This window comes from Sphingobium sp. C100 (assembly GCF_000508185.1).
GTDB lineage: Bacteria > Pseudomonadota > Alphaproteobacteria > Sphingomonadales > Sphingomonadaceae > Sphingobium.
The window spans coordinates 1-24,247 of sequence record NZ_AYOY01000024.1 but is presented as its reverse complement, the minus strand read 5'-3'; the positions used below and the strand labels follow the sequence as shown (position 1 = coordinate 24,247).

24 protein-coding genes are annotated in these 24,247 nt (G+C 63.9%); 15 read left to right on the top strand and 9 right to left on the bottom strand.

The window, feature by feature from the left end:
- From C100_RS28005 to C100_RS27995, 3 genes are read left to right on the top strand one after another with little or no spacing between them, the layout of a single operon-like run.
- Positions 1-783 carry a glycosyltransferase family 2 protein gene (locus tag C100_RS28005; protein WP_031308650.1) on the top strand — a complete coding sequence of 261 codons (783 nt, stop codon included), beginning with the start codon at positions 1-3 and terminating at the stop codon, positions 781-783.
- The gene (locus C100_RS28000) at positions 780-2,063 is read left to right on the top strand and encodes a lipopolysaccharide biosynthesis protein (protein ID WP_024018335.1); all 1,284 of its coding nucleotides are present in this window, start codon (positions 780-782) and stop codon (positions 2,061-2,063) included. The genes C100_RS28005 and C100_RS28000 overlap by 4 nt, the downstream gene beginning before the upstream one ends.
- Positions 2,039-3,154, top strand: a complete 1,116-nt coding sequence (locus tag C100_RS27995; protein WP_235219004.1) for a glycosyltransferase family 4 protein — start codon at positions 2,039-2,041, stop codon at positions 3,152-3,154. The genes C100_RS28000 and C100_RS27995 overlap by 25 nt, the downstream gene beginning before the upstream one ends.
- Here the strand turns inward: C100_RS27995 and C100_RS27990 are convergent.
- From C100_RS27990 to C100_RS49040, 5 genes are all read right to left on the bottom strand, one after another.
- Positions 3,120-3,968, bottom strand: coding sequence for a glucosamine inositolphosphorylceramide transferase family protein (locus C100_RS27990; RefSeq protein WP_024018333.1), 849 nt, complete (start codon positions 3,966-3,968; stop codon positions 3,120-3,122). The two genes, C100_RS27995 and C100_RS27990, sit on opposite strands and share 35 nt — an antisense overlap.
- A gap of 109 nt (positions 3,969-4,077) precedes the next feature.
- Complete coding sequence (locus C100_RS48955) at positions 4,078-4,230, bottom strand: hypothetical protein (RefSeq protein WP_024018332.1); 153 nt, start codon at positions 4,228-4,230, stop codon at positions 4,078-4,080.
- 129 nt (positions 4,231-4,359) lie between these two features.
- Positions 4,360-4,572: a hypothetical protein gene (locus tag C100_RS48950; RefSeq protein WP_024018331.1), complete on the bottom strand. Its 213-nt coding sequence runs from the start codon at positions 4,570-4,572 to the stop codon at positions 4,360-4,362.
- Between the two features lie 61 nt (positions 4,573-4,633).
- The gene (locus C100_RS48945) at positions 4,634-5,431 is read right to left on the bottom strand and encodes a hypothetical protein (RefSeq protein WP_024018330.1); all 798 of its coding nucleotides are present in this window, start codon (positions 5,429-5,431) and stop codon (positions 4,634-4,636) included.
- An 81-nt stretch (positions 5,432-5,512) separates the two neighbouring features.
- Positions 5,513-5,815 (bottom strand): TonB-dependent receptor plug domain-containing protein, encoded by a 303-nt coding sequence (locus tag C100_RS49040; protein ID WP_235219003.1) that lies wholly within the window; start codon positions 5,813-5,815, stop codon positions 5,513-5,515.
- 10 nt (positions 5,816-5,825) lie between these two features.
- On the opposite strand from C100_RS49040, the gene C100_RS49035 reads away from it, so the two are divergent.
- Positions 5,826-6,197: a YncE family protein gene (locus C100_RS49035; protein WP_235219002.1), complete on the top strand. Its 372-nt coding sequence runs from the start codon at positions 5,826-5,828 to the stop codon at positions 6,195-6,197.
- 17 nt (positions 6,198-6,214) lie between these two features.
- Positions 6,215-6,820, top strand: a complete 606-nt coding sequence (locus C100_RS27980; RefSeq protein WP_052028218.1) for a YncE family protein — start codon at positions 6,215-6,217, stop codon at positions 6,818-6,820.
- A 48-nt stretch (positions 6,821-6,868) separates the two neighbouring features.
- On the opposite strand, the gene C100_RS48120 is transcribed toward C100_RS27980, so the two are convergent.
- Both C100_RS48120 and C100_RS27975 read right to left on the bottom strand, forming a co-directional pair.
- A complete protein-coding gene (locus tag C100_RS48120; protein ID WP_152536397.1) occupies positions 6,869-7,132 on the bottom strand; it encodes a hypothetical protein in 264 nt (87 codons plus the stop codon).
- Positions 7,133-7,517: 385 nt separating this feature from the next.
- Positions 7,518-8,666 carry a Gfo/Idh/MocA family protein gene (locus tag C100_RS27975; protein ID WP_235219001.1) on the bottom strand — a complete coding sequence of 383 codons (1,149 nt, stop codon included), beginning with the start codon at positions 8,664-8,666 and terminating at the stop codon, positions 7,518-7,520.
- 120 nt (positions 8,667-8,786) lie between these two features.
- Here C100_RS27975 and C100_RS27970 point away from each other — a divergent pair, with 120 nt between their 5' ends.
- From C100_RS27970 to C100_RS27925, 10 genes are all read left to right on the top strand, one after another.
- Positions 8,787-9,158: a c-type cytochrome gene (locus tag C100_RS27970; protein WP_024018327.1), complete on the top strand. Its 372-nt coding sequence runs from the start codon at positions 8,787-8,789 to the stop codon at positions 9,156-9,158.
- Entirely contained in the window at positions 9,155-10,219 is a 1,065-nt protein-coding gene (locus C100_RS27965; RefSeq protein WP_024018326.1) for a sugar phosphate isomerase/epimerase family protein, read from the top strand. The genes C100_RS27970 and C100_RS27965 overlap by 4 nt, the downstream gene beginning before the upstream one ends.
- Before the next feature lie 69 nt (positions 10,220-10,288).
- Positions 10,289-11,593, top strand: coding sequence for an MFS transporter (locus C100_RS27960; RefSeq protein WP_031308642.1), 1,305 nt, complete (start codon positions 10,289-10,291; stop codon positions 11,591-11,593).
- Positions 11,590-12,504 (top strand): hydroxypyruvate isomerase family protein, encoded by a 915-nt coding sequence (locus C100_RS27955; RefSeq protein ID WP_024018324.1) that lies wholly within the window; start codon positions 11,590-11,592, stop codon positions 12,502-12,504. The genes C100_RS27960 and C100_RS27955 overlap by 4 nt, the downstream gene beginning before the upstream one ends.
- A gap of 14 nt (positions 12,505-12,518) precedes the next feature.
- Complete coding sequence (locus tag C100_RS27950; protein WP_031308641.1) at positions 12,519-13,346, top strand: 3-keto-disaccharide hydrolase; 828 nt, start codon at positions 12,519-12,521, stop codon at positions 13,344-13,346.
- On the top strand, positions 13,343-13,906 hold the full coding sequence (locus tag C100_RS27945; RefSeq protein WP_024018322.1) for a gluconate 2-dehydrogenase subunit 3 family protein: 564 nt from the start codon (positions 13,343-13,345) through the stop codon (positions 13,904-13,906). The genes C100_RS27950 and C100_RS27945 overlap by 4 nt, the downstream gene beginning before the upstream one ends.
- A complete protein-coding gene (locus C100_RS27940) occupies positions 13,903-14,748 on the top strand; it encodes a sugar phosphate isomerase/epimerase family protein (protein ID WP_024018321.1) in 846 nt (281 codons plus the stop codon). The genes C100_RS27945 and C100_RS27940 overlap by 4 nt, the downstream gene beginning before the upstream one ends.
- 24 nt (positions 14,749-14,772) lie before the next feature.
- Positions 14,773-16,455, top strand: a complete 1,683-nt coding sequence (locus C100_RS27935; RefSeq protein WP_024018320.1) for a GMC oxidoreductase — start codon at positions 14,773-14,775, stop codon at positions 16,453-16,455.
- 53 nt (positions 16,456-16,508) lie between these two features.
- Complete coding sequence (locus C100_RS27930; protein WP_235219000.1) at positions 16,509-17,558, top strand: LacI family DNA-binding transcriptional regulator; 1,050 nt, start codon at positions 16,509-16,511, stop codon at positions 17,556-17,558.
- A 21-nt stretch (positions 17,559-17,579) separates the two neighbouring features.
- Positions 17,580-17,993 carry a Dabb family protein gene (locus tag C100_RS27925; protein ID WP_024018318.1) on the top strand — a complete coding sequence of 138 codons (414 nt, stop codon included), beginning with the start codon at positions 17,580-17,582 and terminating at the stop codon, positions 17,991-17,993.
- Positions 17,994-18,102: 109 nt separating this feature from the next.
- On the opposite strand, the gene C100_RS27920 is transcribed toward C100_RS27925, so the two are convergent.
- A complete protein-coding gene (locus C100_RS27920; protein WP_024018317.1) occupies positions 18,103-21,144 on the bottom strand; it encodes a glycosyl hydrolase family 28-related protein in 3,042 nt (1,013 codons plus the stop codon).
- A 70-nt stretch (positions 21,145-21,214) separates the two neighbouring features.
- Positions 21,215-24,193: a TonB-dependent receptor plug domain-containing protein gene (locus tag C100_RS27915; RefSeq protein WP_031308635.1), complete on the bottom strand. Its 2,979-nt coding sequence runs from the start codon at positions 24,191-24,193 to the stop codon at positions 21,215-21,217.
- Positions 24,194-24,247: the final 54 nt, after the last annotated feature.

Sequence of the window (24,247 nt, the reverse complement as noted above, 5' to 3'; positions counted from 1 at the left end):
ATGCTGACCATCATCTTGCCCTTCTTCAACGAAGCGGGGTGGATCGGCCGTACGGTCGCCAGCCTGGCGGCCCAGAGCGATACCCACTTTCGCCTGCTGATGATCGACAACGCATCGACCGACGATGGTGCCAGCGAAGCGGCGATGGAGGCCGACATACTGGGCGATCGCGCGACAATATCTCTCTGTGCAATACCGGGCAAGATTCCCGCAATGGCAGCTGGTCTCGCCATGGTCGACACGCCGCTGGTTGCGATATGCGATGCCGACACGCTCTATCCACCCGATTATGTCGGACGCATTCTCGAGCTGTTCGAAACGGACGCGCAGGCTGTCGCTGTCATGGCGATCGATCTTTACGCTCCCCGCGCCGATCCGCGATCAGGTCGCAGGATCGCCAGGATCATGCGCAAGAGCCGACGCTATTCCGCCAAATGTCATGCCGGGGGCTATGCGCAGGCGTTCCGTACGGATGCTCTGCGCACTGCAGGTGGTTTTGACAGCAGGCGCTGGCCCTATGTGCTGGAGGATCATGAGATCGTCCATCGCATCCTGCGCCATGGCACGGCGGTCTATCATCCCGACCATGTCTGTTTTCCGTCCGAACGCCGCGTTTCGCGCACGAGCGTCAGCTGGACGCGCGCCGAAAGGCTGTTCTACAGATATTTGCCGCGCGGGGCGCTGGACTGGTATTTCTATCGTTTTCTTGGGCGCAGACTGGCCCGGCGAAACGGCTTTGGCATTGCCTTGCGCCGGAAAGACTGGGCATCGACGGCTTTATGAGTGCACGGATCTTCAAGGATATGGGACTGGTGCTGGGTGGCAAGGCTGGCGCCGGAATCGTCAGTCTTGTGTATCTCATCATCGCCGCGCGGGCGCTCGGGCCGCATGACTATGGGCTGCTGGTGCTGGTGCATGGCTATGTCACGGCGGTGTGCGGCATCGTGGAATTCCCCGCCTGGCAGGCGATCGTGCGCTATGGTGCGGAGGCCCATGAACAGGGGGCGTCGAACCGGCTGGTCCGGCTGCTGCGGTTCGGGGCGCTGGTGGAACTGTCCGGCGGTGTCGTCGCGATCGTGGCCGCCATGGTGCTAGCGCCCCTTGTCGGCCCGCATCTGGGCTGGCCGCCCAAAACCGTCGCCTTCGCCATTCCCTACAGCTTTGCGGTACTTGGGTCCGTCCGATCGGCGCCTGCCGGCTATCTGCAACTGATCGGGCGGTTCGATCTCATCGGGTTGCACAATCTGGCACAGCCGATCGTGCGCCTGGTCGGCGCGGCGCTGGCTTGGATACTGGGTTGGGGCCTCAGGGGCTTCCTCGCGGCCTGGCTGGTTGCCGCCCTCGCCGAGTTTGCGGTCCTGTGGGCGATGGGGTTGTGGTGCGCCTATCGCCGACTGGGCGGCGCGCTGTTTCGCCCTGAACGGGGCAGTGCGACCGCCGACAATATCGGTATCTGGCGCTTTCTGGTCGCCAGCAACGCCGACGTTACCCTGAGCGAACTCGCCGGGCGGATCGCGCCGCTGATCGTGGGATGGGTGCTGGGGCCAGCGATGGCGGGGCTTTTCGCCGTCGCTCAGCGCGCCACCGTCATCATCGCACAGCCCGCGCAGATATTGGGCAATACCGCTTATGCCCAATTGGCGCGCATGGTCGCGGCGGGAGAGGGCGGCGCTCCGCTCCGACGCACGCTGGCCCACGTCATCGGCATTGCGCTGCTGGCCGCCGCGCCCGTGGTCATTATCGTCGCCCTGTTCCCGACGCCCATCGTCACCCTGCTCGCCGGGGACGCGTTCAGGGCGGCCGGTGGACTGATGGTCATCCTCGTCGGCGCGCGCATGATCGCCGTCGTCGGCCCGCCGTGCAGCGCAGCGCTGTCGGCGATGGGCCATCCCGCGCTTTCGATGAGCGCCAACCTGTTTGCGAGCCTCGTCTTCCTGCCGATTCTGCCGTGGATGTTGCATCATGGAGGCCTCGCCGGCGCAGGCGCGCAGGCCGTGGGGCAGGCGATCCTGGCCAGCGCCCTCCTCGCGGGGCTGGTATGGCGCCAGAGCTACGCCCGGTGAAGGCGATGCGGATCGCCTATGTCATCAATTCCGTGGAAGGCGGCGGCGCGACGCAGCCCGTTCCGGCGATCGCCCGCGTGCTGCGCGCCGCCGGTGCGCAAGTCCGCGTCTTTGCCCTGACCCCGCGCGACCAGCGCGGTCTTCCGGCAATGGTCGCGGCCGGGCTGGAGCCGCTGGTGCGCGAGGGCGGGACCGGGGATCATCGTGCCGCGCTGGACTGGCTGAGGCGGGAGATCGGCGCCTGGGGCACAACTCATATCTGGACGTCGCTCAGCCGCGCTACCATCCTGGGCTTGCTGCTTGGCCCCCGCCTCGGTTTGCCGGTCATATGCTGGCAACATGCTGCCTATCTCAAGCCGTGGAACCGAAGGTTGCTGCGTTTGCTACAGGCGCGGGCGACATTGTGGATCGGCGATTCCCGGGCCGTAACCGCATTGACGGCCGAGAAATTGCACGTCCCTGCGAAGCGCCTCGCCTGCTGGCCCATCTTCGCCGCCGATCCCGCCATGCCGCACGCTGCGCCATGGCATGCGGGGAGCCCGATACGTATAGGCAGCCTTGGTCGCCTGCATCCGGTCAAAGGCTATGATGTGCTGATCGCGGCGCTTGGACGTCTCATGGCAAATGGCTTTACGCTGCCGGTTCCGCTGGAGTTGGTCATTGCTGGCGAAGGGGACGAACGGGGGCGGCTGGAAGCGCTTGCCAGAGACATCGCTGGAACCATTCGCTTTCCCGGTTATGCCGACGATCCCCGACGCTTCCTGTCGGGTCTGCATCTTTACACGCAGCCGTCTCGTTCGGAGGGCTTCTGTATCGCCGCGCATGAGGCGATGACGGCGGGGTTGCCCGTGGTCGCATCGGCCGTTGGCGAGATGCCATGGTCGATCCGGCAGGGCGAGACAGGATGGACGGTGCCGCCCGACGATGTCGATGCGCTGGCAGGCGCGCTCAGGGCGATGCTCCAAGATCCGTCAAAGCTGCATCTTATGGGTATGGCAACGCGAACGGACATGCTCGAACGCTATTCACAGGCACGCTTTGCCGAAACCGGCGAGGCTATCCTGCGCGATATTCGCCGAGCATCCTCCTGAGATCGAGGGCGAGGCCCGCAACCGAAGCATCGACCCGCTTCACGTCGATCAGGGTCATGTCGCCGCATGCCGACAGGGTATGCATGCCATCGTGATACGCGCCGGTCGGCAGCGCCAGCGCGTCACCCATTTCCGCTGCGAAACTGCCCTCGTCCAGCCGATCGATCCAGAGCGGCCGGACCGCGCCGCCATAGGTGGTCGCGCAATCCTGTACCGGCAGCATGATCCTGCCATTGATGATTGCCGGTGTCCCGCCGGGGCGCGACGATCGATAATCCGTCCGCACCGGATTTTGCCGATGGCATGTCCATGGCCCGGTCAGCTCATCGGCCCAGGCTACGTGCAGATGGGACAGTTTCGTCGCCTTGCTGGTGGCGGGCGAGTAGAAGAGCCACCAGCGGTCTGCAAGGCGCAGGATGGTGGCGTCGACCGGCACGCCATCCAGCCGGATGCGGCATTCGGGTCGCCAGTCGGTCAGGTCGCCATGGTCGCGATACAGCGTCAGGCCGCCCGACTTGTGCGCCTCCGGCAACATCCACATCGCTCCGTCCGCTGCAAAGACCTGCGGGTAGGAGAGGTGCCAGTCCTCGCGCAGGCAAAGGCGGCGATCCAGCAGGTGCATGGCGCGATCGAAGACCAGTGTCTCGATCGTGCCGTGCCGGGTGCGATAGTCATAGTGTTCGGCGAAGACATGCAGCCTATCATCCTGTTGCCAGCCGAACGGGTCGGCCAGAAACTGGAAGGCAGGCTCTTCATCGAACCAGTGGATCGGCGCGTCGATCCGTCCGGCGCAAATGATGCCCTGCACCGGCATTGCGACAAGTCCGCATCGCCAGATGTCTTTCCTGCGCGGCATAGGCTAGCGCTAGCGGCTATCGGGCCTGCGCTCAAGGCAGGTCCGATAGCCGATTGATATGCTCGCCTCAGAAACTGAGCGTGATGTCGCCCGTGATCGAACGGCCTGGCTGGTAATAATATTGATCATAGGGCTGTGATACAGCCTTGGAGACCGGATCGGTATAGGCCTTGTTGGCCGTGATGTTCGTTGCCTTTCGCGAATTGAACAGGTCGTTCACTTCGACACCGATGCGGACCGGGCCGATCTCGTAGCGGGCCGACAGGATCGCCGTATTGTAACCGGACAGGCGATAGGCGGCAGGCTCACCGTCGGTGGCATATTGCTCGCCGGTATATTTATCGATCAGCTAGAAGCGGATCGGACCGCTCTTGAACGGTACGCCGCCTGCTGCCGTCCACAAGGGGGCGTTGGCAAGCTGGGTCTTGGGTGCGCCGTCATTGTGGGTCTTGGCGTAGTTGCGCGACGCGTTGGCGAAAACGGCAAGACCATTGGCGAAGGCGTAGGTCGCCTGGGCTTCGACGCCCTTATAGACCGCCTTGCCCTGGTTGACGAAGATCACGCCTTCGCCCGGAACGACCGATGTAAAGAAGGTTCGACGTGCTTGAAGCCGGGTGTGACGGTCAGGCCGGAGAAAGGGCGCAGTTCCAGTTCGACAAATTCCTCGCGTGGTTGGTGTCGCTATTCTGGTCAAACTTGATGTTCGCCGGTTTCGCCGCGCCGGTCACCGGATCCTTGACCGCCTTTTCCGCGAAATTGGGCGCTATGGTCACCAGATCGACATCGCGCTGCTGGCGGTAGGTGTCGGCATATTCGATCCACAGGCCCGCTGTCAAAGTGGCAAAATCGAATAGCTGGATGCGGGTCTTGGCGATGTCGCCCCAGACGCGATATTTGTTGGTCTTGGTATAGCCCGGTACGCCAAACACCTTTGCTCCGCCCGACGTCAGCGTTACCTTGTTGGCTGCAACGATATCGGCAGCCGACGTCGGCGTGGCCGCGGCGAACAGCGTGACGTCGTTTCCGCTCAGCGTCTCATTGTCATAGCTGTAGGTATAGGCGCGGTTTTCGAACGTAGCGGTTGGCGACAGGTTCGCTTCCAGCTTCACGATCTCGAAATCGGTCGTCTTGTGGGTGTGATTGTAGCCATAATAATTCTGGCTGTTGGGGTCGTCGTTCAGGCTGAAATCCTTGCCGTACAACGCTTGCTGTCCTGCGGTTACACCATCTTTGTCAGGTTGGTTGAAGCTGTTCTCATTGTAGGTGGCGAGCAGGGTCAGCTTAACGTCCGGGCCGATCGGGATCATCATCTTCCCGAAGACATTATTCGATTTGAAGGGCGAGAAGCTGCGCGCGCCGTCGGATTCGATATGCTGGCCGGACAGCATGATCTCGCTGCCGCCCAATGCATCGATCGCCACGCTTTGCAGTACGGCGCGGGCGAGCCATGTGTTCCATGTACCATAGCTGGCCTTCGCTTCGACGCTCGCATCGTCGCGGGTTCAGCGCGAAAACAGGTTCATGCTTCCACCGAAGGTCGCAATACCAAGGTTCGAGGCATTGCCTGGTCCGCGATCCACAACCAGCGTCTCGATCGTGTTGGACGGGAAGAAGGTGTTGCTGTGATGCGAAGGATCGTTGGTGTCGCCGAACGGCACACCGTCATAGGTGATATTATACTCGGCGTCCTGGAAGCCGCGGATCTGCGCCTTGGATTCCGAAAGTCCGCTGCCATTGGCGCCGCCGAAGTTGGAAACGGAGGGCGAAATGAGAGCGATCTGGTTGAAATCGGCGGTTGCGGGCAAAGAGTCTTCGATGAAGGAGCGTGATATGATCGCCTGCGGCTGCATGGTCTGCAGCGATGCAGTGACCGGTGCGATTTCGTTCGCGCGCGTTGCCGTGACGATGATGCTGGAGCCCTCGGCGATCGCTTGTGCACTATCGGCACCGTCCGATGGGCTGGCCGTCTCGGCCGCCTGTGCGGCGATCGACGTCGCATCGGGCGCTGCAACACAACTCCCTACCGCCAGCAAGGCACATGCCGTCGTCGTCATTCCCGACTGTGGATTGTTGGCAGAGACCGACGGCAACAATGGCAGCGTGCGTCTGATTGATCGCCATAGCGGCGCAGAAATCGCCAGAATTGCGGTCGGCGAAAAGCCCGATGCAGCTTTTACGATCCCCTGACACACAGGCTGCTGGTCATGAACGCGAAGTCTGGCACCATGTCCGTGATCGATCCGGTAAAAGCGATAGTGACCGCGACTGTCAGCCTGAAGCCAGGCCTGGAGTTCGCGGCGATCGATGACGCGCATCGCCTGTTCGTCAACAATGAAGATAAGAACGAAAGGGAAGTGGTCGATCTCGATATCTTGAAAATGCTTGAAGCCATCCCCTTACCCGGGTGCACGGAACCAAGTGGACTCGCCTATTCGGCGATCGCACGCCGTCTGATTGCCGCCTGCGCGAACGGCGTGGCGGCTGCGGTCGATCCTAAGGCCAGAAAGATGGTCGCTTCCATCGCTATCGGGCAAGGTCCCGATGCGGTCATCCTCGACGACGCACACGACCTAGCGTTCATCCCGGCAGGCGAGTGTGGCGAACTCGATATGCTGAAGATTGAATCCTCTGGCCAGGTCATTTCAGCGGGGCATGTGGAAACTGCTATAGGCGCCCGTACCGGCACGATCGATCCTTCGAAACGGGTCATCTTTCTGCCCAACGCCCGTTTCTCGCCAGAAAAGCGTGATGAACTTCGTCCGTCCATCGTGCCCGGTAGTTTCAATATAATGACCCTCCGCCCATCGTAGGCACGGTGCTGCTGGCATCGATCGGTTTCCGAAAAGCTGCCGTCTATTCTAGAGGGCATAATGAAGATGGTACGCCAGACAACGCTTTCGAGAAAACGCGCTGTTTGGCACGACGATGATCATGCCTTTCGCCCGCCTTGTGGCTATTGCTAAGCCGCAGTCCAACAGTGCAAATTTGCGGCTTTCCGGCGACATCCGGCCTTTTCCAGACGATGTGATGGTGCTATTGATGGTTTCGTCGATTTCCCACTGCCAATTTGCAGGGTAGATCAGCTGCTTGAGTGCCCAATAGGAGTGTTCTTCTGGCACCATTTGTTCTTCCGGCGACGTCTGATGGAACCATCAAACGCCTGATCTCGGGCTTTGAGCCGAAATTCGCCGGCTGATTAGTAGTCCGGCAATCGTCCCCGGCTGCTGAAAAATCCATATGCCGACATCTATAGCGCAGAAGACTGGACTGTCGCCGCCGCGTCGGTATCAAGCCCTCCATGATGATTGATCTCGCGCCCGGAGACATCCTCTTCCGTGCCGCCTTGTGGTGATCTCAGATCGAAATGTTGGACGGGTTCGACGTCATGATGAACAAATGGCGGCCCAATGCCGCAGGCTTATGCTCACGCTGCTGCACGGTCCGCGCGGCCGCCCCGTCGCCGAACGTGCCCCATCGTCTTGCGCCCGCTGAACCGGCAACGTCTCCCTAGCCCACCGACAGCGCCGTCCACTTACTGTCCCCACCGGCATTGGCGATGACCGTCTCGACGAACGCCATGGTGCGCAGGCCATCCTCCACCGACGGAAACCAGGCCGCAGCGCCAGCCGGCGCCTCGGCCTCCACGCCGCTTATCCGCGCCGCAAAAGCGCGATACAGATTGGCGAACGCCTCGATATAGCCTTCGGGATGACCGGCCGGCGTGCGCAACCGCGCCTGCGTCGATGATGCAAGCCCCGCCCCCCCGGCCCGCACGATCTCCGCCGGGCGGTCCAGCCAGCGCAACGTCAGCGTATTGGGTTCCATCTGCGCCCATTCCAGCCCGCCATGCTCTCCATGGATACGCAGCTTCAGCCCATTTTCATCGCCCGCCGCCACCTGCGTCGCCTTCAGCACCCCGCGCGCGCCGCCGTCCAGGCGCAGCAGCACGCTGACATCATCGTCCAGCCGTCGCCCCGCGACATGGGTGGTAAGGTCGGCGCACAGTTCGCGCACCTCCAGCCCCGCCACATGCTCGGCGAGGTGAAAGGCATGGGTGCCGATATCGCCCAGGCAGCCGCCCAGCCCGGCACGCGCGGGGTCGGTCCGCCATTCGGCCTGCTTATTCCCGTCCCGGTCGATCGCCTTGGCCAGCCAGCCCTGCGAATATTCCACCTGGACCAGCCGAATCCGCCCGAAATCGCCCCGCGCCACCCGCGCGCGCGCCTCTTCCACCAGCGGATAGCCGCTATAGGTGAAGGCGAGGCCGAACTGGCAGCCGGACCGCTGCGCCGCCTGGGCGATCTGGCGCGCCTCCGCCAGGTCGATCGCCATCGGCTTTTCGCAAAAGACATGAAAACCCGCGTCCAGCGCGGCGATCGCCATGGGTGCGTGCAGATGATTGGGCGTCACGATCGACAGCGCGTCGATCCGCTCGCATTCCGGCAGAGCCTGTTCGCCGGAGATCAGCGCCTCGATCGAATCGTAGATGCGCGCCGGCGCGATGCCGAGTAGCTCGCCCGACCGGCGGTTGCGCTCCGCATCGCTGCTGAAAGCGCCCGCCACCAGCCGCCAATCGCCGTCCAGCGCAGCTGCGGCGCGGTGGATCGCGCCGATGAAGGCGCCCTCGCCGCCGCCGACCATAGCCAGATGCAACATTTTTTTCGCCATTTCTCTCCTCCCCTCATCGATTCACGGTAGCGCAACCATTCTTATCTTGATCTGCCACGGTTTACCGGTAAATAATAAGCAAGAATAGAAAAAATGGAGAGTCGAAGGGTGCGAAGCGCAGCAAGCCTCAGCCTGACACTATTGGCCGCTGGCGCGGCGGTGATATCGTCGCTATCCGCCCGGGCGCAAACCGCCCCGCCCGCCTTTAACGCCTGCCGCGCCTGCCACACGGTGCAGAAGGACGCCAAGAGCGGCGTCGGTCCCAATCTCCATGGCGTCGCCGGCCGCCCCGCCGCTTCGTTGTCCGGCTTCACTTATTCCGCCGCGCTCAAAGGCGCGAAGCTGCGCTGGGACGACGAAACGCTGAGCGACTATCTGGCTGCCCCGATGAAAAAGGTGCCCGGCACGCGGATGCCCATCGCCACGCCCGATCCGGCCAAGCGCGCCGCGATCATCGCTTACCTCAAAAGCCTGAAATGACGGCCGCGCCCCGCTCCATGCGCGGCCCGGCGGTCTTTCTGGCGCAATTCATGGGCGATGCCGCCCCGTTCGACACGCTGGACAATGCCGCGCGCTGGATGGCGCAGGCGGGCTATGAGGGCGTTCAGGTTCCCAGCAACGATCCTCGTTGCATGGACCTCGCGCTCGCGGCGGAGAGCCAGGATTATTGCGACGATCTTATCGGCCGCTGCCGCGAGGCCGGGGTCGAGATCACCGAACTGTCCACCCATCTGCAGGGCCAACTGGTCGCCGTCCATCCAGCCTTCGATGCGGCATTCGACAATTTCGCGCCGCCCCACCTGCGCGGCAAGCCGACCGAGCGGCAGGCCTGGGCCGTCGACCAGCTCAAACTCGCCGCCCGCGCCAGCCGCCGCCTCGGCCTCTCCGCCCATGCGACCTTCTCTGGCGCCTTCGCCTGGCCCTTCGTCTATCCCTGGCCGCAACGTCCCGCCGGCTTGGTCGATGAAGCTTTCGCCGAACTGGGCAAGCGCTGGCGCCCGATCCTGGACGCTTTTGACGAACAGGGCGTCGACCTGTGCTATGAACTGCATCCAGGCGAGGATCTGCACGACGGCCTGACCTTCGAACGCTTCCTCGCCGCGGTGGAAGATCATCCGCGCGCCAACATCCTCTACGACCCCAGCCATTTCGTGCTGCAGGCGCTGGACTATCTTCAGTTCATCGACATTTACCACGACCGCATCCGCATGTTTCACGTAAAGGATGCGGAGCTGAACCCGACCGGGCGCGCGGGTGTCTATGGCGGCTATGCCGACTGGGTCGACCGCCCCGGCCGCTTCCGCTCGTTGGGCGATGGCCATGTCGACTTTACCGGCATTTTCTCCCGCCTTACCCAATATGGCTATGACGGCTGGGCCGTGCTGGAATGGGAATGTTGCCTCAAACATCCCGAGGACGGCGCGCGTGAAGGCGCGCCCTTCATCGCGGCGCACATGATCCGCCGGCCGGAAAAAGCTTTCGACGATTTTGCAGGCGGCGGCGATCCAGCCGACAACCGGCGCTGGCTGGGACTGACCTGACGACGCCAACGCATAAGAACAACCCCGATCAGAGAAAAGACCGACGGGGCACAACAGAGAGGAGCGGGCATGATGGGCATAAACCGGCACCGATTATTCTGGTTGAGCGTCCTGACGCTGTTTACCGCGTCGATGAGCGCCGCACTGCGGGCCGCCGTGGCGAGCAGCCTCAAGGCGCAGTGGATCGACCCGATCGCCCCCATCAAGGCGGGCGAACTGATCGGTGCGGCGCTGGGGTCCGCCTTTCTCGGCTTCTCGATCACGCTGCTGATCGCCAGCGCCTTGCTCGACAGGGCGGGAATGCGCAACATCCTGATCGGCTGCGGCGTCGCCTTCCTGATCGGCACCACCCTTATCATCGGCGCGGGCGCGATGGCCGGTGGCATGGCGGTCTATCATCTGGTATGGCTCGGCATGTTGCTCAGCGGCATCGGCTGGGGTCTGGCCGAAGCGTCGATCAACCCGCTGACCGCCCGCCTCTATCCCGAAGATACGACCCATCGCCTCAACGTGCTGCACGCCTGGTATCCCGGTGGCCTGATCGTCGGCGGCCTGGCGGGGGTGTTCCTGGCGCCGCTGCTGCCGTGGCAGGGGATCATGGCGCTGGCGTTCCTGCCCGCCATCGGCGTCATCCTGATCGCCGCGACCACGCGCTTTCCCGCGCCGCCGGAGCGCATCGGCGACCGGGGCATGAAGGACATGATGATGGAGGTGTTCCGTCGCCCCAGCTTCTTCATCTGGTTCGGCGCGATGTTCCTGACCGCCTCGTCCGAACTGGCGCCGGGCCAATGGCTCGACGTCGCACTCAGCAACCGGGTCGGTATGCGCGGCATATTGCTGCTCGTCTATGTCAGCGCACTGATGTTCGTCTTCCGCCATTTCGCCGGGCGGATAGCCGGGCGCCTCTCCAATCCCGGGCTGCTCTGGGTATCGAGCCTGCTTGCCGCGATCGGCCTGTTCCTGCTGTCGCAGGCGCAATCGCCCGTCTCCGCCATCCTCGCCTCCACCGTCTGGGGCCTTGGCGTCTGCGCCATGTGGCCAACGATGCTCGCCTCGGTGGCGGAACGCTATCCGCGCGGCGACGCCTGGGCGCTGGGGCTGGTCGGGTCGGCCGGCGCGCTGGCCAGCTTCTTCGTCCTGCCTCGCCTCGGCGAGATGTTCGATGAGGCCAAGGTGGAAATTGCGGGCGGGCCGGAAGCCTTCACCCGCCTCACCGGCGAAGCGCTGCGCATGGTGGAGGATGCCGCCGCGTCCCAGTCCTTCGCCCGCCTTGCCTTCGTGCCGCTCACGCTGCTGGTCGTCTTCGGCCTCATCTGGCTGGCCGACCGGCGCGCGAACCGGCGCGCGACACATGTAGCGGAGGGCATGGCATGAACATATCGAGACGGAGCATGATCGCGGCCGGGCTTACCACGGCGGCCGCTCCGGCCATGGCGGCGACGGCGGGCAAGCGCGGTTCCAATGCAGCGCATTTCTCACTCGCTTACGCCCCCCACGAAGGCAGCTTCGCCAGCCGCGGCGACCGGCTGGAACAGATCGCCTATGCCGCCGACCAGGGCTTTCGCGCCTGGGAGGACAATGAAGCGCGCGCGCGCCCCATCGACCAGCAGGTCGCCATGGCCCGCGCCCTGGAACAACGTGGCATGACCATGGGCGTCTTCGTCGCCAGTATGCCCAAATGGGGGGACTCCCGGCCGGTTTTGGGCGCCAATGACGCGGCCGACCGCGACGCCTTCCTCGCCGACATCCGCACCTCGATCGACGTGGCCAAGCGGCTCAACGCCACGCACATGACCGTGGTCGCCGGCTTCATGGACGCCCGCGTGCCACAGGAGATCCAGACCGGCCGCATCATCGACTGTATGCGCCGCGCCGGCGACATCGTCGCGCCGCACGGGCTGGTGCTGGTGATGGAGCCGCTCAACACCCGCACCGATCATCCCGGCGTCTTCATGCGGTCGGTCGCGCAGGGCTATGCCGTCGCGCGCGGCGCAAACAGCCCCGGCGTCAAGATATTGGCGGACCTCTATCATGAGCAGATCCAGTCGGGGAACCTGATCCCGACGCTCGACGCCTGCTGGGCGGAGGTCGGCTATATCCAGTTCGGCGACAATCCCGGCCGCAAGGAGCCGGGCACGGGCGAGATCAACTATGCCAACATCGTCCGCTGGCTGCGCGCGCGCGGCTATGCCGGCGTGATCGGCATGGAACATGGCAATTCGGCGGAAGGACGCGCGGGCGAGGATCGGCTGGTCGCCGCCTATCGCGCGATCGACGGCATATGAAGGGGAATGAGGGGATGAAGCGCATCCACGCGGTCATGGCCATGACGGTCGGCATCATGGCCGGCACGCTCGCCCAGGCGGCCGACAAGCCGGGGTTCACGGACACGCCGATGCTGCCCGGCGGCAAATGGCATGTCCATGATCCCGACCGCCCGGCCCCGACGGTCGTCACGCCGGCCGCCACGCCGGGCGGCGCGCCCTCCGACGCGATTATCCTGTTCGACGGCAGTTCGCTCGACGCCTGGCGCGGCGAGCGCGCGCCCTGGACACTCGACAGGGGCGCGATGACCGTCCCGTCCCGCGCCAGCAGCGGCGGCGAAAACAACCTCATCTCGAAACAGGCTTTCGGGGACGTCCAGCTCCATCTGGAATTCCGCTCCCCCACCCCGCCGCAGAAAAGCTCGCAGGACAGGGGCAATAGCGGCATCTGGTTCATGCAGCGTTACGAGGTTCAGATTCTCGATGGCTATGACAATGCGACCTATGCCGACGGCACGGTGGGCGCGGTCTATGCGTGGAAGCCGCCGCTTGTGAACCCGTCGCGTCGGCCGGGCGAGTGGCAAAGCTACGACATCATCTTCGAACGCCCCCGCTTCGCCGCCGACGGCAGCCTCCTGCGCCCCGCTTATGTCACGGCGCTGCTGAACGGCGTGCTGGTGCAAAATCATCAGGCGATGCTCGGCACCACCGTCTGGCGCACGGTCGGCCAATATCAGGCGCATGGCGACACCGCGCCGATCCAGTTGCAGGACCACGACTCGGCCGTCTCCTTCCGCAACATCTGGGTCCGGCCGCTGCCGGAAGACGCCATCGCACAGGATCTGAAGGGAACAGGACAATGATGGATCGCAGACACGCGCTTGCCGGCATGGCCGCCATGTTCGGCGCCCAGCTTTTCACTCCGCTCGCCCGTGCCGCCGGCCTCGCGCCTGCCATGCCAGTGATCGATCAGGGCGCACCGGGCATCCAGGTCTTCACCCCGCCGCAGCGCGCCTTGATGACCGCCCTTTCCGAACGCATCCTGCCCACGACCGACACGCCGGGGGCGATCGCGGCTGGTGTGCCGGCCTATATCGAAAAGCTGCTGGCCGACTGGGCCGATGTAGAGGACCGCGATCCCATCATTTCCGGCCTCGCGGAAATCGACGCGCGCAGCCGGCAGGACTATACTCTGGCCGCCATCGACGCCACGCCTGCGCAGCAGGATGCGCTGCTCACTTTGGCGATGAACAACGACATACCGGACGGCTGGGAATTTTTCGAAGCTTTCCGGCAGATGGTCATCGCCGGCTATTACACGTCGGAAATCGGCATGACGCAGGAACGCGAATATCTGCCGGTGCCCGGCGAATATGACGGCGCTTTCCCCTATTCTCAGGTCAACAAGGTCTATTCCGCATGATGATGAACCGTCGCACCATGATGCTGGCTGCGGGCGGCGTGACCGCCCTCGCCGTTCAGCCCTTCCTCGCCACCCCGGCCCGCGCGGCGCGGATCGAGCGCATCGGCCTGCAACTCTACACCGTGCGCGACATGTTCACCGCCGATCCAGTCGCGACGCTCGAAAAGGTCGCCAAGGTCGGCTATCGCGAGGTCGAATATGGCGGCGGCGGGTATGACGCCATGGACCATGGCCTGCTGCGCCGGACCATGGACCGGTTAGGCCTGACCTGCCCGTCGCTCCATATCGGTTATGAGGCGCTGCTCGACAATTTCGACGCCAGCGTCAAAATGGCCAAGACGCTGGGCGCGGACACGGTCGTCCTGCCCTATATGGTCGACAAGTATCGCAATGCCGATGCCTGGACCCCGGCGCTCGCCAACTTCAACCGCTTCGCCGCGCAATTGAAGGACGTCGGCCTCGGCTTCGCCTATCATAATCATGATTTCGAATTCACCATCCGGCCCGACAACGTCAGTCTGTTCGACCGGTTGGTCAAGGCCTGCGACCCCGCATTGGTGCAGATCGAACTCGACCTCTACTGGGCCATTTTTGCCGGACAGGATCCGCAAGAACTGGTTCGCAGCCTCGCCGGGCGCATCTATTCCTACCATGTGAAGGACATGCGCGCCGACCGCGCCATGGCTGCGGTGGGCAGCGGCACGGTGGATTTCGCGGGCATCTTCAAGCTCAACGACATCACCGGCGTCCGCCATTTCTATGTCGAAAACGACCAGGCGCCCGCCCCCTATATTCCCGACATCACCAAAAGCTTCCAAACCCTGCGCGCACTGCGCTTCTGACCTGCATCCTGGAAGGGGATCAACATGGCTTCGACGGACAGGTTCGACGCGATCGTCATCGGATCGGGCATCAGCGGCGGCTGGGCCGCCAAGGAATTGACGGAAAAGGGGCTGCGCGTGCTGATGCTCGATCGCGGCCACATGGTCGAACATCAACAGGATTATACCTATGATGGCCGGCCCGCTTATGATGTGCCGGCCCGCAACATGATGCCTGAACGGCTGATGGAGAGCGACTATTTCATCGCCAAGCACGGCTATGTCTCGCCCAGCAACCAGGCGTTCCACAATAATGACCGGCTGAACCCCTATGATTATGGGGAGGGCAGCAAATTCTACTGGATTCGTCCCGCGGCTGTCGGCGGCAAGTCGCTGATCTGGGGCCGCTGGAGCTTCCGCTGGAGCCCTGCGGATTTCGAGGCGAACAAACGCGAAGGCGTCGATGGCGTGTGGCCGATCGGCTATGACGATCTGGCGCCCTGGTACAGCTATGTCGAAAAATATATCGGCGTGTCGGGTTCGCGGGAGAACCTGCCCTATCTGCCCGATAGCGAGTTCCAGCCCGCCATGCCGATGAACGTCGCGGAAAAATGGATGAAGCAGCGGCTGGAAACGGCGTTTCCCGGCCGCAAGATGATCAACGCCCGCCTGTCCAACATGACCGAGGACAAGCCGGAGCAGAACCGCACCAAGTGCCAGTTCCGCAACCAGTGCGGCAATGGATGTTCCTTCGGCGCCTATTTCTCGACCCAGGCGGTCACCCTGCCCGCCGCGCGCGCGACCGGACGACTGACCCTGCGGTCCGACGCGATGGTCACCAACCTGGAATATGATGCCGCCACCAAAAAAGTGACCGGCGTCCGCTTCATCGACGCCAAGACCGGCCAGGCGGAGGTGGTGCAGGCCAAACTCGTCTTCCTCAACGCGTCGACACTCGGTTCGGTGCAAATCCTGATGAACTCGCGCCAACCCGGTGGCGGCCGCAGCCATTTCGATTCCAGCGGCACACTCGGCCGCTATGTCATGGATCATATCTTCCGCGTGAGCGTAGGGGGCGACATCCCCGGCATGGAGGAATTTATCGAATATGGCCGTCGCCCCGGCGGCATCTATGTGCCGCGTTTCCGCAATATCGACAGCGCCGACGATGTCGGCTTCAAGCGCGGCTATGGCTATCAGGGCAGCGCATTCCGCGCGCCCGCCTGGCCGGTGGGCTTCGGCAAGTCGATGAAGGAAGGGATGCGCCGCTATGGCGGCTGGCAGTTCCAGATGGGCGCGTTCGGCGAATGCCTGCCCTATAAGGATAATCAGGTCGTGCTCAGCCCCGACAAGACCGACCGTTTCGGTATCCCGCTGATGCGCTTCAATGTGACCTTCCGCGACAATGAACTGCGCATGATGGCCGACGCCCGCGAACAGGGGGAAAAAATGCTGCGCGGCGCCGGCCTCAAAAATGTCGGGAGCAAGGTGCGCGAACATGTGCCCGGCGACGCCATCCATGAAATGGGCGGCGCGCGCATGGGCGACGACCCGCGCGCATCGGTGCTCAACAAATGGAGCCAGGCGCATGACGCGACCAATTTGTTCGTCACCGACGGCGCGCAGATGGCCTCCATTTCCTGCGTCAATCCCTCGCTCACCTTCATGGCGCTGACCACGCGCGCGGTCGATCATGCCGTCAAGTCGCTGAAGGCTGGCGCGGCCTGACCCGTTCGCCCCCTATGCCGCCGCCGGAAACGCGCTATCAGGAGGCCGGGGGCATGAAGTTGATGACGCGACGAAGACGAAATGGCGTGACGATCCGCGCGGTGGCGGAACGGGCGGGCGTATCCGCAATGACTGTATCGAACGTGCTCAACGGTGCCGGCCGCGCGAGCGCCGCCACCATCGCCACGGTGCGGGCGGCGATAGCCGAATTGGGTTATGTGCCCAATCTGGCGGCGCGGCGCCTGGCGAAGGCGCGGGCGACGACCGTGGGCCTGCTCTACAGCAACCGGCGCACGCCTTTCCTCGATGCGGTACTGGTCGGCACGTTGCGGGCGACCAATGCCCACGGGTTGCAACTCATCCTGCGCGATGGCGAGGGCGTGACCAGGGACGAAGCGGAACGGATCGCCCGCGATCTGGTGCAAAGCGGCGCGGACGCGCTCCTGCTCATCCCGCCCTTTGCCGAGCAGCTCAGCGGATCGGCGGAACTCGCTGCCTTGGCTGTTCCGCTGGCCGCGATCGCGACCGGCACGGCCATGCCGGACATCACGACCGTCAGGATCGACAATCGCGCGGCGATGCACGCCCTTACGGACCGCGTCATCGCCAGCGGCCATCGCCGCATCGCCTATGTCGCGGGGCCGGACCCTTATAGCGTGGTCGCGGCGCGGCTGGACGGCTTTCGCGCCGCCCTCAGCCAACAGGGCATCGCCGAATATCCCAACCTGATCGTGCAGCATGGCGCGTTCGACTATGCAGCCGGCATGGCCGCCGGACAGGCATTGCTGGCACTGCCGGATCGCCCCACCGCCATCATCTGTAGCAGTGACGACCTTGCCGCCGGCGTCATCGCGCAGGCCAGCCATCAGGGGCTGCGTCTGCCCGCCGAACTCAGCGTCACCGGTTTCGACGACACCATCCTCGCCTCGCGCATCTGGCCGCCACTGACCGTAGTGCGCCAGCCGGTCGAGGACATGGCCTTTCGCGCTACCCAATGCCTCATCGCCGCGCTGGGTGACCGCACCGGCGGCGCATGGGTCAGCGACGAGATTTTCAGCCACGACATTATCGAGCGCCAGTCGATCGCAAGCGTGCATGATTGACTACATAGGGGAGATCGCAGGATGAAAACGAGCAGGCGGGAATTGGCGGCGATGATGGCCGCAGGCGTGGGCGCGGCAACCCTGTCGTCCGGCCATGCCGCGACCCCACAGGGCCAGCCTATGCTGGTCCACCATGTCTTCTTCTGGCTGAAGCAGGCCGGATCGCCGGCCGATCGCGACCGGCTGGTCGCCGGGCTGCGCACGCTCGCCGCCATCCCGATGGTGCGCCAGCTCCATGTCGGCCTGCCCGCCCCCACCGAACAGCGCGACGTCATCGACAATAGCTACGACGTGTCGGAACTCATCTATTTCGACAATATCGCCGACCAGAAAGCCTATCAGGACCACCCCATCCACCGCGCCTTCGTCGCATCCTGCGAACCGCTCTGGCGCAAGGTGCTGGTCTACGACATGGCGATCCTAACGCCTGCGTGATATGTCCCACCTTGAGGGAGAAGGATACGCAGCCTTGCCGCGCAGCGGTTTGGCGCAGTTGAATGAGGGTGCGCAGCCCTCTCCCTCAAGGAGAGGGCTAAAAGCCTCCCTATTCCGGCCGCACCGAATAGAGTGCATGATGCGCCAGAATGAACAATGTCTTCCCGTCCGCCCCGCCGAACAGCAGTTGCAGCGGCCGTTCGGGCACGTCGATCCGCCCGATCTCTTTCCCGTCGGCCGCATAGACGAACACCTGCCCGTTGGCGACATAGACGCGCCCCTTGGCATCCGTCGCCACGCCCTCGCCGCCGCGATCGGCGAAGGGCTTGAGCTCCGTCACCGCGCCCCCTGCGCCCACTGTGCCGCTATAGGTGCGGTTCTCCGACCCGTTGGTCAGGAATAATCGCCCGCCCGCCCGCGCCTGCACAAAGCCATAGGTGTCGAGCGCGTCGGAAAAGCGCCGCCCGCGGTGGTCCGCCGGCCCCTGCGCGAATACGCGCGCGGCGGGCAGCACAACCGATCCATCGGGGGAAACATATTCGCTTGCCTTGGGCTTGGCCATGTCGCGCGCGAACATCGCCTCCAGCGTGGTGAAGGCGTAGGTCTTGGGGTCGATCTGGTCCCTGAACTCGCCGTTATTCCACCAATTGACCGGCAACACCACGGCCGCGCCCGGATGCGGCGCGGTTGGCGTCGCGGGGATGACCGTCATCTCACTGTCGGGCGCGCCCGGCTTGAAGCTGTATACTGTGCCATTGCGCCCCTGCGACGACAGCACCATCACATTGCCCGACCGGTCGATCGTCAGGTTCACCGGGTCGAGCGCCGCGTCGCGCACGATCTCCAGCTTGCCCGCGTCCGACCAGCGCCAGATGCGCTGGAACTGCCGGTCGATGAAATAGAGCCGCCCGGCTTCATCCACCGCGCCGCCGCCGATGGAATGGAACCCGTCGGCCAACTTGCCGACCGCCCCGCCAAAGGTCGCGGGCCTGACCGGCGCGGGCGTGGCGTCGATGTCCAGCACGGCAAATTCACGCTCGCGCACGTCCAGCCCGTGGGTGACATCCCGGATCGCATTCTCATAGGGGAATTTCGTCACCCGCAGGAATGTCGCGCAGCCATTTTCGTCGCAGGTGCCCAGCCCGCTCTCGCCATTGACATGGACATTGCGGAACCGGATGTCCTGCGAATTATAGAGGGTCACCGCCGCGGACGCCGCCTTGCGCGTCCGGGTGACGCGATAGCCATGGAAATTGGCGACCAGAATATTGCGCGAATCCCGGATTTCCAGCGCCACCGCGTCGCCGCTCTCGCCCCCCTCGCCCTCGGTCTGCGGCGCCAGCAATTCCCAGTTGGCGACGCGATTGAGGCCGATTTCGGTCCGCACATGATGCTCGACCGACGCCTGGATGATGCGGCCTGGCGTCTGCGTGTCGGAAATCAGGATGCCGGGATGGGCGAAGGTGCTGGGGCTCCAGATATTGGCGAAGGTGCCACCGCCGCCCTGCGTCACCCACAGGCTGGCATATTGTCCGTCCCATCGCCGCGCCGCGTCGGGATCGCCGGTGGCGTTGTTGTTGTAGGGATTGACGCGGCTGCCGTCGAACGCCTGCGTGCCGTGCCCGCCCTGAAACTTGACGTCGTTGACCATCGATTGCGCGCCCGCCTTCCACAGCAAAGCGGTCGCGCGCAGATTGGCGCCATTGGTGTCCAGGCTGATCCCCGACACGATGGCGTCGCCGCCCTGCGCGCTTTCGATCAGCGCCTTGGGCGCGCCCACGCCCTGAAAACCGGCCGAGCCGTCGGGGAGGACGATCTGCGTCAGTCCGGGGTGCAGCCCCACCAGCACGGTATCGGCGCGCAGGCGCAGCGTGTCGCTGACCTTGTAGAAACCGACGGGCAGATACACGACGCGATGCGTGTCTATCGCCTTTTGCAGCGCGGCGGTGTCGTCTGTCTCGTTGTCGCCCTTCGCGCCCAAAGTCCGCACGCTCACCCACTCGGCCACCGGCGGCAGCGCGCGGATCGCGGGCGCGCCGGGCGCGGGTAGCGCGCCCACTGCCTGCGCCTGCATATCGGTCTTGTATTCGCCCATTTTTCCGACGCCCGGCAGCGTCAGCCCATGGGTGAAGCTTGTCACCTTATAAGCCGCGCCCATGCCCGCCACCGTCCTACCGCTCTCGCGAAAGCGCGCGAAAATGGGGGTGTTGGCCCCCACCACATTCTGGAAGCCGACCTGCGTGTAGACATTCTTCTCGTTGGAGATGATGACGCCCGCTTTCGACACATTTTCGAACCGCACATCCTGGCCCCACAGCCAGTCGCCATAGCCCCGGTCGATCTCGATTCCGACCGGCGTGTCGCGGATTGCGACATTGACCAGCGTCAGCCCCGCCTCATGCTCGCGGATGGCGGCGTCCCGCTGCCCGTCGAACGTCGCGTCGACCAACGCGAACGGCCAAGCCGGCGATGTCTTTTCCGCCAATATGCCGTAGCGCCCGCCATGAAAGTGCAGATCCTCCGCCTCGTTGGCGACGTGATAGAGGCCCGCCAGCCCCGACCCGATGTGGAAATCGACATGGCTGACGAAACTATGCTGCGCCGAATGGAAGCGGATCGCGGTCGCGGCCGGGTTGCCGTCCATGATGCGGAAATCGATATTGCCGAGCGCGGAATAGAAGGTGCCAGGATTGGCGTCGGCGATGTCCTTGTTGAACGGCACACTCCCGGCCGGCGGAAAGGCCGCTGGCGGCGTCCCCTTGTCAGTCTGGCGCTGGCTGCCGGTGAACATCAGCATATGAGCGACGCCGCGCTGGAACCCCGGCGTATTGGCGCCCAGCAGGATGACCGGCCGCTGCGCGCCGATGCCGAAGATGCGCACGCCCGGCCACAGGAACAGGGTGCGGCTGATGCGATAGGTGCCTGCGGGCAGGAACACGATGCCTCCGCCGCCGGCCTCTGCGGCCTTGTCGATCGCCTGCTGGATCGCGGCGCCGTCATCGGCGCGGCCATCGCCCACGCCCCTGACCGTCACCGCGCGCGGCTCGTTGGGCGCGACCATATAGACGGACGGCGACGCCAGCGCCGGTTGCCAGCCCGCCAGGGACAACAGCACCGACGCGCAGGCGCCGCTCAATCCGCATTTCATCATGGTCGCTCCGAAAAAAATATGTCCCGGCCGTGCAGGACCGGGACAAGTTGGGGGGGAAGGATCTTTTGAGCTAGAAGTTGAAGCGGACACCCGCGCGGTAAATGCGCCCCAGCGTGTCATACAGCGCCGGGTTGATGTCGAGGCCGGTATTGGTTTGCGGCGACGCCACCGGGTCCTTGTCGAACAGATTGTCGACCTTTCCGTAGATCGACAGCTGGTCCATGATCTTGAACGACGCGCCGACGTCAACGTAGAAGGCGCCCTTCATCTTGTTGTAATCGATGGTCGGGTGGTTGCCGTTGGAGGCCGGGCAAGATGATTGGCACACCACATATTGATTTCCGAATGTGCCGTCGCTGAACCAGCGTTCCTGCACCGTCAGACTTAACCGCCCGCTGTCATAGGTCTGCACCGCCAGCCATTTCCAATCGGGCGTCGCGCCATTATTGGCGCCCGCCTGATCCACCGGATCGACACCGTCGATACCGGCACTGACGATGAACTTGCGGATATGAGTGCCCAGCGCCCGGACGGTGAAGCTGCCCGGCAGGCCCAGCGGTTGCTGCCACTGGTAGCTCGCCTCGATGTCGAAACCGCTCGTTTCCCATGACGCCAGGTTGAACGGCTGGACGTTGATGAAATTCTGCTGTTGGTTGGCATTGTCGAGGCTGAAGCCACCGCAGAAGGCCTGATTGCCTTCAGAGCAGAATTGCACGATCTGTTGCGCCGACAGGCTGGACACGACGCCCTTCAGCTTGATGTTGTAATAGTCGAACGACAGGCTCAGGCCCGGCGCCCAGGATGGTCGCGCCAGCACGATGCCCAATTCGGTGTTGCGCGCGATTTCCGGCTTCAGATTGGGGTTGCCGACGGTGTTCTGGAACGCCGATACCGCTACGTCACGGAACGGATCATTGAAGTTCGGCAATGTCGTCACCGTCGGCGCCGCGAACAGTTCCGACAGGTTGGGCGCGCGCACATCGCGCGACGTCACCGCGCGCAGGCGGATGCCGTCCAGCGGCGTGTCCCAGGTGCCACCGACCTTCCATGACCAGACCGTCCCCGACGTGCTGTAATGCGTCCCGCGCCCGGCGGCGTTCAGATTGGCGCGACCGGCCCCTTCGCTGTCGAACAGCGGCAGGTTGATCTCCAGAAAGCCTTCATAAACCTCATATTTGCCGCTGCCATTCTTGTAGTTGCCGGCCGCCCAGTTGCTGCCCAGCTGCGGATTGAGCAGAGGATCGGCCGGATAGTCCGCGCTGTTGGGACTGCGATCGGACACGCCCGCGCCATAGGGGTCGGCATTTACCCGATAAAATTCGCGCCGATATTCACCGCCGAACGCGACTGCCAGCGGGCCTGCCCACAACTCCACCGGCTCACCCGAGAAGTTGGCGCTGACCACGTCCTGTGTCAATTTGGTGTGCTGGAACGGTCCGTTTTCGTGCGGCGCGACATAGGCCAGAGCGGAAGCCGACGGCGTGAAGTTGCCGAAGATGTTGATCGGGACACAACCATTGGCCCGCGCCACCGGATCGGCGCACACAATCGCGCCGTTAAGCGTGGTCGCATTGGCAGCGGCGACATAGCGGTTCTGGAGCACGATATCGCGCACGCGTACGTCCGAAATGGTGATGCCATGTTCATAATAGGCGTCGTAGTTCCAGTCCGTGCCGGCGACGCCGAACTGCCCCTTCAGCCCGCCGACGAAGCGATATTGCTTGCGATCGGTATAGACTTGCGGGTCGGGGAAGGATGCATTGGCGGAACCGAAGTTGAATTTGGTGATGCCTGCCGTAGCGCACTGGTCGCGAATCAGTTGCGGCAGGAAGGGGTTGGAACATTGCACCTCCAGGTTCGACCGGCCATAGCCTGGGCTCGGCTGATTGTTTGTCTTCACCTGCGCGATGTTCACCGTGACATAGGCTTCGTTATTGTCGGCAAAGTCATAGCCCAGACGCGTATAGCCGTTGATGCGCTCCAGCGAGGATTTGAGCGACGCGCCCGAACCCGGCGCGCCGGAAAGGTCTCCGCCTTGGCAGAAGCTGTTGCCCGAAAAACAGTTGCTGACCCGGCCATCGCCTTGCGGCTGGCCGTTCGAGCCATATTGGAAATTATAGGGCGTGCCGTCGGCGTCAAAGGCGATGCCCTGAAGCGGGCCGTTGTTGATGAGGCCGTAGCGGGCATATTGGTAAGGCTGAGCATAGTCGCCATAGACGAATTGCGGCGACCCATTGTTGGTCTGGCCGGTGTTGAACAGCGTGGTCGCCCGATACCAATCCCGGCTCCCCGCCAGGTCGGTGCCGAAATCGCCCGCATCGACGCCGCCTTCATGGTCATATTCGCCACTGACCACGAAATGCAGCCGCCCGTCCATGAAGGACGTGCCATAGGCGCCTTGGACCAGTGCCGTCTCGTCATCGCCATATTTGGTGATGCTGCCCAGGATGTTCCCCTTGAACCCCTCGAAATGCGTATCGGTGATGAAGTTGACGACGCCGCCGACCGCATCCGACCCATAGGAGGCCGACGCGCCGCCGGTCACAACATCGACACGCTTCACCAGCAATTGCGGGAACATGGAAATGTCCGGCACGCCGGTCACGTTCGCGCCCACCACCCGCTGGCCGTCGAGCAAGGTCAGCGTGCGGATGGTGCCAAGGCCGCGCAGCGAGAAGGAACTGAGGCCCTGCTGCCCGCTCGACGTGCTGAATGTCCCGGTCGCCGCGCCGGTCGAACCCTGCAACGAAGGCAACTGGGCGATGGTGTTGAAGATATTGGGCTGCGCATTGTTGGCGATCTGCTCCTCGCCGATCACGGTGGTCGGCGTGGGCGCATTGAAACCGCTGGTGGTGATGCGCGACCCGGTGACGATGATGTCGGCGGCGCGCGGTGCTGCGGCTCCGCTCGTCTCGTCCTGCGGCGCGACGTCCTGCACTGCGGGCGTGGGCGCGGTCTGGGCCTGTGCGGCGCCCGCCAACGCCATCGTCGCGACAGCCGCCAGGCTGGCGCTGGCCAACTGCCGATGGATAGAATTCCTCACCTTCATCGATCCTTCCCTATTGTCGGCCGCCCTCCCTGGGTCGGCCGCGACGCTTTCGGC